Annotated in this window: 13 protein-coding genes; 3 read left to right on the top strand and 10 right to left on the bottom strand. The window is 64.3% G+C overall.

The genetic code is table 11. The features are described from left to right. Positions 1–37 precede the first annotated feature (37 nt). The 6 genes from M8523_RS20405 to M8523_RS20380 form a co-directional block, all read right to left on the bottom strand. Entirely contained in the window at positions 38–613 is a 576-nt protein-coding gene (locus M8523_RS20405) for a hypothetical protein (protein WP_282586749.1), read from the bottom strand. Positions 614–1,154: 541 nt separating this feature from the next. Further along, entirely contained in the window at positions 1,155–2,930 is a 1,776-nt protein-coding gene (gene asnB, locus M8523_RS20400) for an asparagine synthase (glutamine-hydrolyzing) (protein ID WP_282586748.1), read from the bottom strand. Positions 2,931–3,037: 107 nt separating this feature from the next. Beyond that, on the bottom strand, positions 3,038–3,199 hold the full coding sequence (locus M8523_RS20395) for a hypothetical protein (protein ID WP_282586747.1): 162 nt from the start codon (positions 3,197–3,199) through the stop codon (positions 3,038–3,040). 216 nt (positions 3,200–3,415) lie between these two features. After that, positions 3,416–4,660: an MFS transporter gene (locus M8523_RS20390; RefSeq protein ID WP_282586746.1), complete on the bottom strand. Its 1,245-nt coding sequence runs from the start codon at positions 4,658–4,660 to the stop codon at positions 3,416–3,418. Positions 4,661–4,865: 205 nt separating this feature from the next. Beyond that, a complete protein-coding gene (locus M8523_RS20385; RefSeq protein ID WP_282586745.1) occupies positions 4,866–6,035 on the bottom strand; it encodes a glycoside hydrolase family 183 protein in 1,170 nt (389 codons plus the stop codon). Between the two features lie 160 nt (positions 6,036–6,195). Further along, on the bottom strand, positions 6,196–6,504 hold the full coding sequence (locus tag M8523_RS20380; protein WP_282586744.1) for a HigA family addiction module antitoxin: 309 nt from the start codon (positions 6,502–6,504) through the stop codon (positions 6,196–6,198). A 304-nt stretch (positions 6,505–6,808) separates the two neighbouring features. On the opposite strand from M8523_RS20380, the gene M8523_RS20375 reads away from it, so the two are divergent. The 3 genes from M8523_RS20375 (at position 6,809) to M8523_RS20365 (ending at position 9,636) form a co-directional block, all read left to right on the top strand. Beyond that, on the top strand, positions 6,809–7,498 hold the full coding sequence (locus M8523_RS20375) for a hypothetical protein (protein ID WP_282586743.1): 690 nt from the start codon (positions 6,809–6,811) through the stop codon (positions 7,496–7,498). A gap of 156 nt (positions 7,499–7,654) precedes the next feature. After that, entirely contained in the window at positions 7,655–9,187 is a 1,533-nt protein-coding gene (locus tag M8523_RS20370; RefSeq protein WP_282586742.1) for a helicase HerA domain-containing protein, read from the top strand. A 65-nt stretch (positions 9,188–9,252) separates the two neighbouring features. Further along, on the top strand, positions 9,253–9,636 hold the full coding sequence (locus M8523_RS20365; RefSeq protein WP_282586741.1) for a hypothetical protein: 384 nt from the start codon (positions 9,253–9,255) through the stop codon (positions 9,634–9,636). Positions 9,637–9,712: 76 nt separating this feature from the next. On the opposite strand, the gene aqpZ is transcribed toward M8523_RS20365, so the two are convergent. The 4 genes from aqpZ to fcl form a co-directional block, all read right to left on the bottom strand. Next, the gene (gene aqpZ / locus M8523_RS20360) at positions 9,713–10,453 is read right to left on the bottom strand and encodes an aquaporin Z (RefSeq protein ID WP_282586740.1); all 741 of its coding nucleotides are present in this window, start codon (positions 10,451–10,453) and stop codon (positions 9,713–9,715) included. A gap of 346 nt (positions 10,454–10,799) precedes the next feature. Continuing rightward, positions 10,800–11,192, bottom strand: coding sequence for a hypothetical protein (locus M8523_RS20355; protein WP_282586739.1), 393 nt, complete (start codon positions 11,190–11,192; stop codon positions 10,800–10,802). Between the two features lie 90 nt (positions 11,193–11,282). Beyond that, positions 11,283–11,435 carry a hypothetical protein gene (locus tag M8523_RS20350; RefSeq protein ID WP_282586738.1) on the bottom strand — a complete coding sequence of 51 codons (153 nt, stop codon included), beginning with the start codon at positions 11,433–11,435 and terminating at the stop codon, positions 11,283–11,285. Between the two features lie 69 nt (positions 11,436–11,504). Next, complete coding sequence (gene fcl, locus M8523_RS20345) at positions 11,505–12,443, bottom strand: GDP-L-fucose synthase (RefSeq protein ID WP_282586737.1); 939 nt, start codon at positions 12,441–12,443, stop codon at positions 11,505–11,507. Between the last annotated feature and the right edge of the window lies 1 nt (position 12,444).

Genomic DNA, 12,444 nt, shown 5'->3' with positions numbered 1-12,444 from the left:
AGCGTCCGCCATGACGGATCTGTCAATCGACAAACACCTACAGGATGAGCGTGTGGTCGACATCCAGCGGGTCGAGCAGCGTCGCGAAGCGGAACACGGCGCCATCCAGGGTACGGCGGATCGGTCCGACAGAGCGCGAACCGACGCGCAGGACCGTCGCGAATTGTAGATCCGTGATCGCGGCCTCGACCGCGACGCCGCTCATCGACACGTCCACAATACGGGCCGGAACCTCTTGGCCGTCCTGCATATGAAGTGTCGTGACCCTCTGACCGGGAACCAAGCGGCGGTGCCGCCGCGCGCCTTGTCCCCTGGCATCGAGCGGCGGCACCAGACTTGGTACGCCACGCGACGCGGGCTCAGGCACGAAGGCGACCGACCGGCGACCGAAAACGGACGCCACGGTCAGGAGGGCCAAGACCAACACCACCCCGGCAAGGCCCCAACGCTCCCAGGCAGCATCGTGATGACCTCCGACCATCATCGACCGTATGGCGATCGCCAGCAGAATCACAAGGGACACGGCCAGCAAACCCGCGATAGCTGGATGCGGCAACCTCTGAGCCGAGCGCAGGCCTGAGTTCAAGATGTCGTCGTCACGCCTCTCGTCCATAGCGCCTCCAAAATTCGAAACGGAAAGGCGGCTCGAACGACCCCAAACGGGGCCGGAGGTGCTCGATGTCGACACGAAGCCGTCCTGACCAACGTCAAGCGTCTCATATGACTCAAGAAACTCGCTGAGCGCTGCGGTCATCTTGCACCTTTCTCGTCTCGGTGCATGTTTGCCGCATGAACGTTGAGAGCCCGTATAGTTTGTCGAAAATGCCCCGCACATATGAGGAAGCACGGAAAAGGATTCGTTATGTGTGAATTCAGCAACCAGCAAATTTTGCTAAGGTCGTCGCAACAATCAGGCGTTCAGAGATTGTAAACCATAAGTACTGGGCATGGTAAAAACCCCTGCCCGTCCGGATATCGAAAGACGCCAGAAGCCGGCGCCCCGTTTAGGACGCCGGCTCTGCCCGCCATGGCAAGTCAACATGTGGGCCGTTTGAGAATGCCATAGATTTGAAGCGGCGCGCGCCCTTCGATAAGAAACGGTTAAATTGTCGGGCTGCTGCACAAACAGTCGAGCACCCCCTGCCGCGAGGCGGTTAGGACTGAAGGCACGCGAGTGTATCTGCCTCCGGCATAAGGCCCCGGACATGGCGTCGATGCCAAAGCGCGAAGAACAGCAGGCGCCACGCCAAGAGGCCATGGGCCTTGTCGCGACTGGCGAAGACATCCAGCACGGTTTGCGGTCGGCAGAGTTCGGCGACGCCCGGCGCCTGCGCCACGAGCGGACCGAGCACGCCGGCCCGGGTCGAGATCCATTCCGCCACCGGCACCGTGAAGCCGAGTTTCTTGGCGAAAGGCCGCGCTCCGTTATTGGCATCCGCGAGCCAGCGACGCAGCAGATACTTGCCCTGCCCGTGTCTGAGCTTCAACGTGTTCGGCAGCGGAAAGGCGAAATCCGCCACCGCCCGGTCAAGCAGCGGCGTCCGGCCCTCGAGACCGAAGTGCATGAGACATCGGTCGAGCGCCACCAGGACGGAATGGGGAAGCCAGTCGACGAAATCGACGGCCTGGGCGCGTTGCAGGGCGTTGTAGGGCATGACCGCCATGGCGGCTTCCGCGGCCGCGATGCCGTCACGCCAGCCTGTCAGTCGCTCGCGAAACAGGTCGAGGCCGTCGCAGGGGCCGTTGGGACGGCGGCTCCGCCCTCCAAGCCAGCGCGGCAGCATCTGGCGGCGGTAACGGCGGTAGCCCGCGAAGAGTTCGTCGCCACCAATGCCGCTCAGCACGACCTTGACGTCCTCGGCGGCCCGCTCAGCGAGGAGAAACATCGGCACGATGGCATAATCCGAGACCGGATCGTCGAGCGCCGCGCAGATCTCGGGGAGCCGCTGCCAGAACAGATCGGCCGTGATGGGAACTTCCGTGTGCCGGGCGCCTGCCGCTACCGCCATGGCCCGGGCGGTCTCGCGCTCGTCGTGGACGCCTGTCTCGGGAAAGGCAGCCGTATAGGTGCGCACCGGCGCCGTGTTCAAGCGTGCCATGGCGGTCAGGATGGCCGACGAATCGATCCCGCTCGACAGGAACAGGCCATAGGGCACGTCGCTGCGCTGGTGCATCGATACCGTGTCGTCGATCACCTTGTCGATCGCGTCGCAGGCCTCCCTTTCGCTGACGCGGCGAACCTGCGCGGGCAGCACGGCGGGTCCCATGCGGCGCTCCACGATCGTGCCCTGCTCGACGACAAGGATCTCGCCCGGCAAAACACGCCGGATCCCCTCGAAGATCGTCTCGGACCCGGTGGTGAACTGAAGCTGCAACGACTGGTAGACGGCCTGTGACCGGATGGTCGGCTCCGGGGCCGCCGGTGTCGCGGCCTTCCGCGCCGCCACGATGGCCTGCGGTTCCGAGGCGAACAGCAGACAATCGGGCTCTTCGGCGTAGTAGAGCGGCTTGATGCCGAAGGGGTCGCGGGCCAGCACGACGCGGTCGCTCGCCGGATCGTGCAGCGCCAGGGCGAACATGCCCCGCACGTCGTTCAGAAAGTCGAGGCCATGCCGAGCGTAGAGGGCAAGGAGCGGCTCGCAGTCGGACCGGGTGCGCCAATTCGTGCCCGGCATTGCGGCTTTGAGCTCGAGATAATTGTAGATTTCACCATTCGCCACAAGGGCGCGGTCGCCATCGTCGAACAAAGGCTGGTCGCCGGTGTCGAGATCGATGATGGCCAACCGTTCGTGCCGGAAGCCGACGCCGCCGCTGAGATATTCGCCCGACCCATCCGGGCCGCGATGGCTCAAAGCCCCGCCAAGGATCGCCAGCGCGTCCCTATCGACCGGCCGGTCGGCCTTCATGCTCAGCCCGGCAATCCCGCACATCTGCCTGTTCTCCATGGACCCCGAAAATCGAGATGGGGGGCGCGGCACGTGGTGTCACGCAGGGCGGCTTTCGAGCAAGGACAAAGCACCAGGGCCTGGATCAGGCCTCAATCGTCGTAGTAGGGGGACCGGGTCACACGAGCCCACGCCCGGGCCGCGAACAAGGTCACGGCGATCACAGCTGCACCCACACCACCGAGAATATGGTCGGCCAGGCCGACACGGCGGACAGGCGTCGCGCGTGGGATCGGGGACCCAGAGATCTGCATCGTCGCCGTCTTCCACCGTTAACCTTAATGTCAAGATGATCGGTTTGACGCTCACGTCAAGGGATGGCGTGTTCGATGTGGTCCCCAGATGGCGTGCCGACGGAATAAGGGAGCGCGATGATCAAATGCCACGATGCAGCGCGATCGAAAGCGGTTGCGCCCTTCTCCAATGACTGTTGAGGGTGAAATGCGGGCCAAGCATAGTCCGATAAACACTCATGCTGGCGCGTCAGCAGAGAAAGCGTGAGTAATCTCATGTCGTCTGCGAAACACGCCGAGCCAGACGATCGTCAGCGTGATCGCCGAAATCGCCAGGGGGATCCGTAGACCGGTCCAGTTTGCACCCATTCCCACGGTCAACGTGCCCGCCGCACCCGCAATCTGTGTGAACAGGAACAGCGTGGACATGACCCGGCCGCGCCGGGCGTCGTCGACGTGCGACTGCATCAGCGAAACGGTTCCGGTCCGCCTCGTCTCGCCGAAGAAGCCGAACAGCAGCATTCCGAACAACGCGATGGCCAACGCGGTCGCGCCGGCCAGCACGTAGACCGCGACCGCGAAGCCGAGCACGGCCCACAGCACCCGAGACGCGGTGGCTGATCCAAGCCCCCCATAGGCCAACCACAGCGCCGCGACGGTCGCTCCGATCCCCGCCGCGCTGAACATGGTCGCCATCGTGCCCACACCAAGTTCGAGCACCATGTTCGTATAGGCGGGCATCATCGAATTAATCGACGCCGCGATGGCATCACCCACAAGAACCAAGACCAGCAAGGCCGACAAGCCCCGGTGGGTGATGATGTAGTTGATCCCCTCGAGGAAGTCGGTCTTCATCGAAGCCCGCGCCGACCGACCCTGCGCATAGGCCGGAGGAGTCCTCAGCAGCGCCGTCGTGCCGAAGAAGACCGCGTAGCCTACGACGTTCACGATGAAGGCGAGCCCCGCGCCCCAATGAACAAGAATCCAGCCTGCCATAACGGGCCCGGCGAAGATGGCGAACTGGGTGTAGGCCGCACTGACACCGATCGCCGCCGCGAGCTTTTCCTTCGCGACGAAGCGGGGAAGCAGCCCGTAGGAGGCGGGAATACTGAAGCTGTGAATGAGACCGTGCGCGACCGCGCTGATGCAGATGACCGGCAGGGTGAGATGCCCAGTCAGCGCCAGGGCCGCCAACGCGGCCGACTTGATCCAGTCGAGCGCATAGGCCCCCATCAGGATGCGGAGTCGGTCGTGCCGGTCGGCCAACACGCCACCGAGTGGCAGGAACACGATCGTCGTGACTGTCGTTGCGGCGGAGACGAGCGCAAGCCACGTCGTGGAATGGGTGGCGTCCCATGCGACCCAGGAGAAGGTGATGTTCTGGACGAAATATGTGATCCAGGACGTGATCGAACCGATCGAGTAGATCCGAAAGTTGCGATCCGAGAAGGCGTTGCCGATGCCGCCAAGCAACTGCGCCATCCCTCATCTCCAGTCTGATGAAGGCGGAGGATAGCCCACGCAGCCAGGTCTGCAACGGGCCGAATCCCGCCAAAGGATCGGCTGCCGGCACGCTCCTATGGATCTCTGTCCGAGCAATGCACAGAGACCAGGTCAAAACCGAGCACCGTCTTGAAGCGGGCAGTTGCCTTGGCGGCCCGGGAGGCCAAGCCAGCCGAGCAAGACTTCAGGGCCCCACCTTCAGCATCACGGGCTGGCGCATGAGCACGCGGTCGCCCGTAATGCTGCAGCCCGCGACCGCCATGCTGGCGAAGTAGAGGTCGGCGGTCGCGCCCACGTCATCGAAATTGCGACCTTGGGCGGCTGGATCGATCAGCGACGGATAGGCGATCATCCGGGCTCCGGCGTGGCAGGGGTCATCGTAATTGGTGGCACCCGCCAGGATCAGCCGGGGTAGGCTCCAATGCAGGAGATCGTGCGACGTCGCGGCATAGAGGCCTGAGACCGGGAACACACCCGCGTCCTTGGCGGCCTGGAACACGGCAAACCAGATCCCGCTGCCGCGCTGCCGCGAAAGGCTGCCGACCGGCGCCGGAAACGGAGCGATGGTCTGGCAGTGCGGCGGCACATGCGGCGGCGTGCGATAAGGATCGCCGAAGCGCACGGTAAAACTGGTGCCGTCATAGGCCCGCCACGCGGCCGGATCGTCGGGATCGCGCGTGCGGAACAGGCACACGCCGCCCTCCTGGCCGTCCCAGCCGGTCGTCGAGCTCATCATGTAGAAAAACGTGCCGTCCGACACGATGTTCGACGGATTGAAGAAGCCGCGATGCCGGCCTTGTTGCTCGGTCTGCGGGAACGGCGCCGAGGCCACGACGGGCGCGGCGGTCTTCGCGAAGGTGGCACCGCCGTCGGTCGACCGCACCGCCAGCACCGTGTTGAACCAGCACTTCATGTATTCGGAAAAGCGGCAGCGGCCGGGGTGTTGGTTGGCCTGATACTCGTGGTGCACGAGTGCATCGACTGAGCGTCCGTCCCGCGTCCAGGTGGCGGCGATCCAGCTGCGGTCGTCATAGGCGGCCGGGTCGGGATTTTCATGGGCCAGCAGGGCCGAGCGGCAGGATAACTTGAGTTGATCGAGACGAGGGCCGACCAGTGGATGGTTCGTATAATGCAGTCCGAACAGCACGACCTGCCCGTCGGCGCGGCGAAAGGCGCGGGCCGGCGTATCCGGCACGTCGCTGCCGTCGCAGCCATCGCGGGCCGGCACGAACACCGCCTGCGCGGGTCCGGCGAGGTGGACCTCCGGGCTCGGAAGGCCGGCCGCCGCCGCAAGGCGCGGGGATGCAAGCGCCAGCATCCCACATACGATCCAGTGCCACCGCCATCTCGCCATCGAGCCCTCCCGTGGCATCCAGCATGCGCGTGACACTTTAACACCCCCACACGGGGCCCCCTCGTTTTGACTGAAGCTGGCGATGGAGACGTGGCGGTGTCCGAATCGGGCCCCGCGCTCGCCGCCGGGGTTGAGGACGATGCGGCCGGATCGCGCCTTGCTAAGCGGCCGTGGCCAAGGGTTTGGCGCGGTCGACCCGCGCCCGCTCGTCGGGTGAATTCATGACGCGCCACAAGTCGCTGCGACGCTGAGTGTTCAGCCAGAAATCTGGGCTATTGCCAAACACCCGCGCTAGAATGAGAGCCGTCGCCGCCGTCACGTTGCGGCGGTCGTTGCAGAGTTCGTTCACGTGCTTGCGCTGCACGCCCATCGCCTCGGCCAGCACCGCCTGCGTCAGGCCGAGCGGCTGCATGAACTCTTCCGTCAGAATTTCGCCGACGGTGGCCGGCTTGCGTGTGGTCATCAACATGGCGTCACCTCATCGATAGCCGTGGTCGTCGAGATGGTGAATGACGCAGTCTGTCGGCGCCAAGCAAGCGCAGAGACGTGATGTGATGCGTTCGTCATAGTGCGTAAGGCCGTCGCTGGACAGCACGTGATTTTTGGGTCGAGTTTGGGGTTGTACTCGCATCGATTCTCTCTGTTTGAACATTACAGCGACGGCTTGAATCGCCGCTACCCGGTAAATCAGCATCATGACACGCTCTAAACCGGACTGGTTCGCAATCAGCGAACATTCCACCTGCCAAGTCATGGCACGCATTTCCGCTGCCGTGACGGCCAACGACATGGTGCTACAAGTGAAGTCGGCATCGATGTTGGCACATTGGTTCGTTCTCGACACGCTGTTGCTGGCAAACCGAGCGAACCGCGACGGAATGCATGCCAACGCTCTCGCATTGACACGACAATGCATCGAGGCGATCGGCGTCATCGAATTGGGCGTATGCGGCCATGCAGATGCCGAAGCGGAATTGCTGAAATGGGATGCGGATGAGCTGACGCCCGGCAAACTCCGCGCATGGCTACAAGCAAACCTTTGGTCACATTACGGATCAGGCCTTTGGGACGAGCCCTGGTCTACGTTCATGCGTGAGTTCGCGAGCGCGATTCAACCCTATGCGCACTACGGTCGCGGCATCGCGCAATGGCAGCTTCGCCTGAATCGCCTTAACGACGCCAACGAACCGGCTACGGATTCGCGCGCGATCGTCGAGATGTCTCCACGCGCTTATGATGCACAGAAGGCGACACGCATCACGCTCTTCCATGCTCTGCTTTCCTATGTGCTCGGCCGGATTTGGTTGGCAGCGAACCCGAATGACGCGGAATTCGCCAAACTGATGGCACGGCTGGGCGAGGCGCTCGGCAAGTCACGCTATCTCGACGGACATCAGACCAATTGGGGTCGGCAGTTTTGGGCGATGGTCTGGGAGCGCGGCGGCGGGACGATCCTGGAATAATGCCCGCGCGATCCCGTTGGACCGTCAAACCTCCACACGTATAGAATGTCTCCCTCGACCGAAACCTGCCGCGCCACAGGGGATAACCTGCCACCCACGGTTGACCCGCTTTTCGACCGCATGCACTTGATCCGCGCTGACCGGCGAGGGAGGCCAATGAGGATCGACATCGACATGGGTACGGCTGCGGCTCCAGGCGGAACAGCCGCGCCGGTGATGCTCGATCTCGAAGAGCTGCTGGCAACGCGGCTTCTGGTGCAGGGAAATTCCGGCTCGGGCAAGTCGCACCTGCTGCGCCGCCTGCTCGAACAGAGCGCGCCGCACGTGCAGCAGGTGGTGATCGACCCGGAGGGGGATTTCGTGACCCTGGCGGAGCGGTTCGGCCACGTCGTGGTGGATGGCGACCGCAGCGCCGCCGATCTCGAATGTATCGCCGGGCGGGTGCGCCAGCATCGCGTCTCGGCCGTGCTCAGCCTCGACACGCTCGACGCGGAAGCCCAGATGCGGGCCGCGGCCTTGTTCCTCAATGCGCTCTTCGAGGCCGATCGGGCCTATTGGTTCCCGGCTCTCGTGGTGGTCGACGAGGCGCAATTGTTCGCGCCCGCCGTGTCGGGCGACGTGGCCGAGGACGTGCGCAAACTGTCGCTCGGGGCCATGACCAATCTGATGTGCCGTGGCCGCAAGCGGGGCCTCGCCGGCGTCATCGCCACGCAGCGCCTGGCCAAGCTCGCCAAGAACGTGGCGGCGGAAGCTACCAATTTCCTGATGGGCCGCACCTTCCTCGACATCGACATGGCGCGGGCGGCCGATCTGCTTGGCCTGGAACGACGTCAGGCCGAGATGTTCCGCGAGTTGCAGCGCGGCCATTTCGTGGCGCTCGGCCCGGCCCTCGCGCGGCGCCCGTTGCCTGTCAGGGTAGGCACAGTCGAGACGGCGCCGCGCGCCGGAACGCCCAGCCTGATGCCGCTACCCGACCAACCGGCGGCCGAGGCGCGCGACCTCATCCTGGCCCCCGTGCCGCTGGAGATCCGCGCACCCGTGGAGCGCCGCGCTCCGACGCCGGCTACCCCCTCCATGAAGGAAATTCTGGAGCAGATCGTGCGCGACCGACCGGCCGTCACAGCCGTCGATGAGGATGTCGAGGCGCTACCGCAGCCCGAACGCGAGGCGGCCTATCGCATTATCGTTCACGATATCCTGCAGGAAACGGATGCGCATTTCCGGCCCGAGACCCTGCTGTACCAAGATTTTTGCGTCCGCTGCCGCATCAAACGCGTCGGCGGGGCGCCGCTGCCGTTGACCGAATTCAAGCTCCTGATCAACGCGGGGCGCGCCGGTCTCGATCCGGAGCGGGCCGGGCACCCGGACTGGCTTCGGGCGATCGACATCGCGCGGGAGATTCCCGACGATCTCCAAGCCGTGTTCCTGATTGTCGCCGCGGCCGCTATGACAGGAGCGCCCTGCCCCAGCGATGCCGCCATTGCGGCGCTCTGCGGCCAGCACGCGCCAGGCCGGGCGCGCAGCCGCCTGCGTCACCTCGAAAAGAGCGACCGGCTCGTGGCCCGGTCCGGCCTGTCCGGCTCGCGCGCCATCGTGGTGCCCGATCTCGGTTGGGAGACCGGCTGGAACGACCCTGCGGCCGATGCGGCCGCCCGCTCGCCCGGACTGGAGCGTTTCGCGGCGGAATGAACCGGCGACGAAAGCGCCGCCCGCCGGGTGCAGGATTCATCTCCTGATCGGGACGGAATGACCAGATGTTGCGATTGATCGGTTTGGTGGTCGTGGTGCTGTTCGTGCTTTCGCTCGCCCATGGGGAACGCACCGGCGGTGCCAACGCCCGCGCAGCGACGTTGGCCGACCACCTGACTGGCGCCCTGGCGGACGGTGTCCGAACGCTTGGCGATATGGTGTTCGGCCCTTCCGATCTGGGACCCGACGTGCCGGACCTGCGCACGCTCGCCAAAAGCCTCGACGGCCTCAGCCGCTCGGCCGACGGCGCCTCACGGCGCGCCCTCGCGGCTGTCGTGATGCGCTCCTGTCCCTCCCTCGGCCTGACGTGCCAACCCGCCGCGCCGAGCGTGACGGATGACGTGGGTCCCGTGCCGCGCCGGAGACCTCAGGGCGTCGAGCAGCGCTGAGACCGTCCGGCTGAGGCGTGTTGGCCTGACCGGGTCATCTCCGAAGAAGACACCCGCCCGGTCGGGTCATAAGCGATCAGTTGGTGCGTCGTTCCTCCACCACCACGGTCTCGACCATCGACGAGTCATCGTAGAGGTTGCGCGCCACGACGCCTGCGATCATCGCGCCCGCGATGGGGGCGATGATGAACAGCCACAGCTGCGCGATATACGAGCCACCCGCGAAGAGGGCGGGCGCAATGCTGCGGGCCGGGTTCACCGACGTGTTGGTGATCGGGATGGAAATCAGGTGAATGAGGGTCAGGGCCAAGCCGATGGGAATCCCGGCAAAGCCGGTTGCAGCGCCCTTGGACGTCGTGCCGATGATGATCATCAGGAAGAAGAACGTGAGCAAGAGCTCGGCGAGAAAGCACGACAGCATCGAATAATGGTTCGGGCTCAGATCGCCGTAGCCGTTCGACGCGAACCCGCCCGGCACCCAGTCGGGTTTTCCCGAAGCGATGATATAGAGCACGCCCGACGCCAGGATGGCGCCCACCACCTGAACGACGATGTAGGGCACGACGTGCTTGTTGGCGCAGCGCCCGGCCGCCCAGAGGCCGAGGGTCACGGCGGGATTGAAATGACCGCCGGAAATATGCCCGACCGCATAGGCCATGCTCAACACGGTCAACCCGAACGCAAAGGCGACACCCGTAAAGCCGATGCCGAGTTGGGGGAAAGCCGCCGAGACGACTGCGGCACCACAGCCGCCAAAAACCAGCCAGAACGTTCCGATGAATTCCGCGGTCAGTCGCCGCTGCATATCGTTATGCATGGATCGATCGCTCCGATAGTTTCTTGGAACAGGTCGGGGCCAGTCGATCGCCAGAACCCAAAACGTGTCACAAAATCAAGCAGTTCGCAGCGCTGATGCAGAATGACCGATGCGTGTAGATTGTAGCTTAACTAAGGGTACGGGGCAACACGAGATCGCCCGCCCCTTACGCTCCGCGAACGCTGGATCATAGGACTCGGTTGTTCCACCCAGGGTAAGTTCAGCCGAAGCCCGAACCACACGCGTGGCATAAGCGAGCCTAGACATCCACCGCGTGGCTTTTCCCGAAGGTGGGAGCCACGGGGGGAGCATAACTCAGGGATGCGGGGCGACTCTCGAGGTGCCCTCAGTCAGCGAGGCCGCAGTGCATGTGGTCGTTCGCTGGTTCCTTCGCGGCGTCCAGCATCTTGCGATAGTAGTTCTTGATTTCCGTGAACTGGCCGACCGTATCCTGCGACACGGTCTTGTCGACGGCCAGCTCCCCGAGACAACGTTCGATCTGCGCGCCGTCGTCGGCCACGAGCGCCAGTGTCTGTTTGGCGGCCGAACAGAAGTTCGCATTGTCCTGCGCCTTCTTGGCCTTGGCCATGACGCGACCGAATTCCGCGATCTTCGCATTGTCGCTCTTGATCGCCGCGATCGTGGTCTTGCAGGTGTCGGGCAGGTGCGCGACATCCACGACCGCGAATGCCGACGTGCCGCTCCACGCAAGCATGATCAAACCGGCGGCAAGTCTCATTGTCCCCTCGCGAAATGCCCTGGCCCAGTCAGGGACGCTGATGTTCTAAAATGCGGCGGCGCCTGTGTGAAGGGCCCTTGGCAGGAGTGGTTAGCGCGTCGCCCATAAAACGAGGCGCAACACCAGCCAGGGCAGCGTCAGAACAGCCATAAGGCTGCCGACAAGTCCCATCAGCAGCAGTCCTGTCCCGATCAGGGTTTTCAGGACCGGACGACTGTCTCGATCCGAAACGATGTGGCTCATGATGGTTGCCTCCCGATGGCGTTTCGGGCGGCGTCGCAACTTCCGTACCGTAAGCTGCGGTCGACCGCTTCACCCGCGGGCGCGGTTGGCCAGAAACCAGCCGTAGGCGCCTGCGATGCCGTCCCGCAGTGCGATCGTGGGTGACCAGCCGAGAGCCCGCAGCTTGTCGGCCCGCATCAGCTTGCGCGGCGTGCCGTCGGGCTTCGACAGATCGTGCACGATCTCGCCCTGGAAACCAACGACCTCGCAGACGAGGCGCGCCAGATCCAAGATGGCGAGATCCTGACCCGAACCGACGTTGATGTGCTCCATCGCGGAATAAGCTTTGAGGAGAAAAACCAGCGCGTCCGCGCAATCGTCGGCATGCAGGAACTCGCGCCGTGGGGTGCCCGTGCCCCAGATCGTCAGGCTCCGCTGCCCGGCCTCCTTGGCCTCATGCGCCTTGCGGATCAACGCCGGCAGGACATGGCTGGACTGGGGATCGAAATTGTCACCGGGTCCATAGAGATTCGTCGGCATGGCCGCGATATAGTCGCGGTCATGCTGCCTGCGATAGGCCTGGACGAGCTTGATGCCGGCGATCTTGGCCACCGCATAAGCCTCGTTGGTCGGCTCAAGGGGCCCGGTCAGAAGAGCGTCCTCGGCGATCGGCTGCTCCGCCTGTTTGGGGTAGATGCAGGACGAGCCGAGAAACAGGAATCGCGCGACGCCGTTGCGATGCGCGGCCTCCACGAGATTGGCGGCGATCATCAGGTTGTCGTAGAGAAAATCGGCCGGGAATGCGTCATTCGCCAATATGCCGCCCACCTTGGCGGCGGCCATGACGATCGCGTCCGGACGCTCGGCCGCCAGGAAGCGTTCGACGGCGTCCTGCCGCTTCAGGTCGACCTCCTCCCGCCCGACGGTCAGGATCTGGCATGGCTCCGACGCCAGGCGGCGCACCAAGGCGCTGCCGACAAGACCGCGATGACCCGCGACCCACACCCGCTTTCCAGCGAGATCGTACACG

This window comes from Lichenifustis flavocetrariae, from assembly GCF_026130545.1.
GTDB lineage: Bacteria > Pseudomonadota > Alphaproteobacteria > Rhizobiales > Beijerinckiaceae > Lichenihabitans > Lichenihabitans flavocetrariae.
This window is presented reverse-complemented; position numbering and strand designations above follow the sequence as displayed.

What these genes read in the sequence shown, in the direction of transcription:
- M8523_RS20365 (WP_282586741.1), top strand. Translation starts at nt 9,253, where the DNA reads ATGTTGCGATTGATCGGTTTGGTGGTCGTGGTGCTGTTCGTGCTTTCG.
- asnB (WP_282586748.1), bottom strand. Translation starts at nt 2,930, where the DNA reads ATGTGCGGGATTGCCGGGCTGAGCATGAAGGCCGACCGGCCGGTCGAT.
- M8523_RS20385 (WP_282586745.1), bottom strand. Translation starts at nt 6,035, where the DNA reads ATGGCGAGATGGCGGTGGCACTGGATCGTATGTGGGATGCTGGCGCTT.
- aqpZ (WP_282586740.1), bottom strand. Translation starts at nt 10,453, where the DNA reads ATGCATAACGATATGCAGCGGCGACTGACCGCGGAATTCATCGGAACG.
- M8523_RS20390 (WP_282586746.1), bottom strand. Translation starts at nt 4,660, where the DNA reads ATGGCGCAGTTGCTTGGCGGCATCGGCAACGCCTTCTCGGATCGCAAC.
- M8523_RS20405 (WP_282586749.1), bottom strand. Translation starts at nt 613, where the DNA reads ATGGACGAGAGGCGTGACGACGACATCTTGAACTCAGGCCTGCGCTCG.
- M8523_RS20355 (WP_282586739.1), bottom strand. Translation starts at nt 11,192, where the DNA reads ATGAGACTTGCCGCCGGTTTGATCATGCTTGCGTGGAGCGGCACGTCG.
- M8523_RS20380 (WP_282586744.1), bottom strand. Translation starts at nt 6,504, where the DNA reads ATGTTGATGACCACACGCAAGCCGGCCACCGTCGGCGAAATTCTGACG.
- M8523_RS20370 (WP_282586742.1), top strand. Translation starts at nt 7,655, where the DNA reads ATGAGGATCGACATCGACATGGGTACGGCTGCGGCTCCAGGCGGAACA.
- M8523_RS20350 (WP_282586738.1), bottom strand. Translation starts at nt 11,435, where the DNA reads ATGAGCCACATCGTTTCGGATCGAGACAGTCGTCCGGTCCTGAAAACC.
- M8523_RS20395 (WP_282586747.1), bottom strand. Translation starts at nt 3,199, where the DNA reads ATGCAGATCTCTGGGTCCCCGATCCCACGCGCGACGCCTGTCCGCCGT.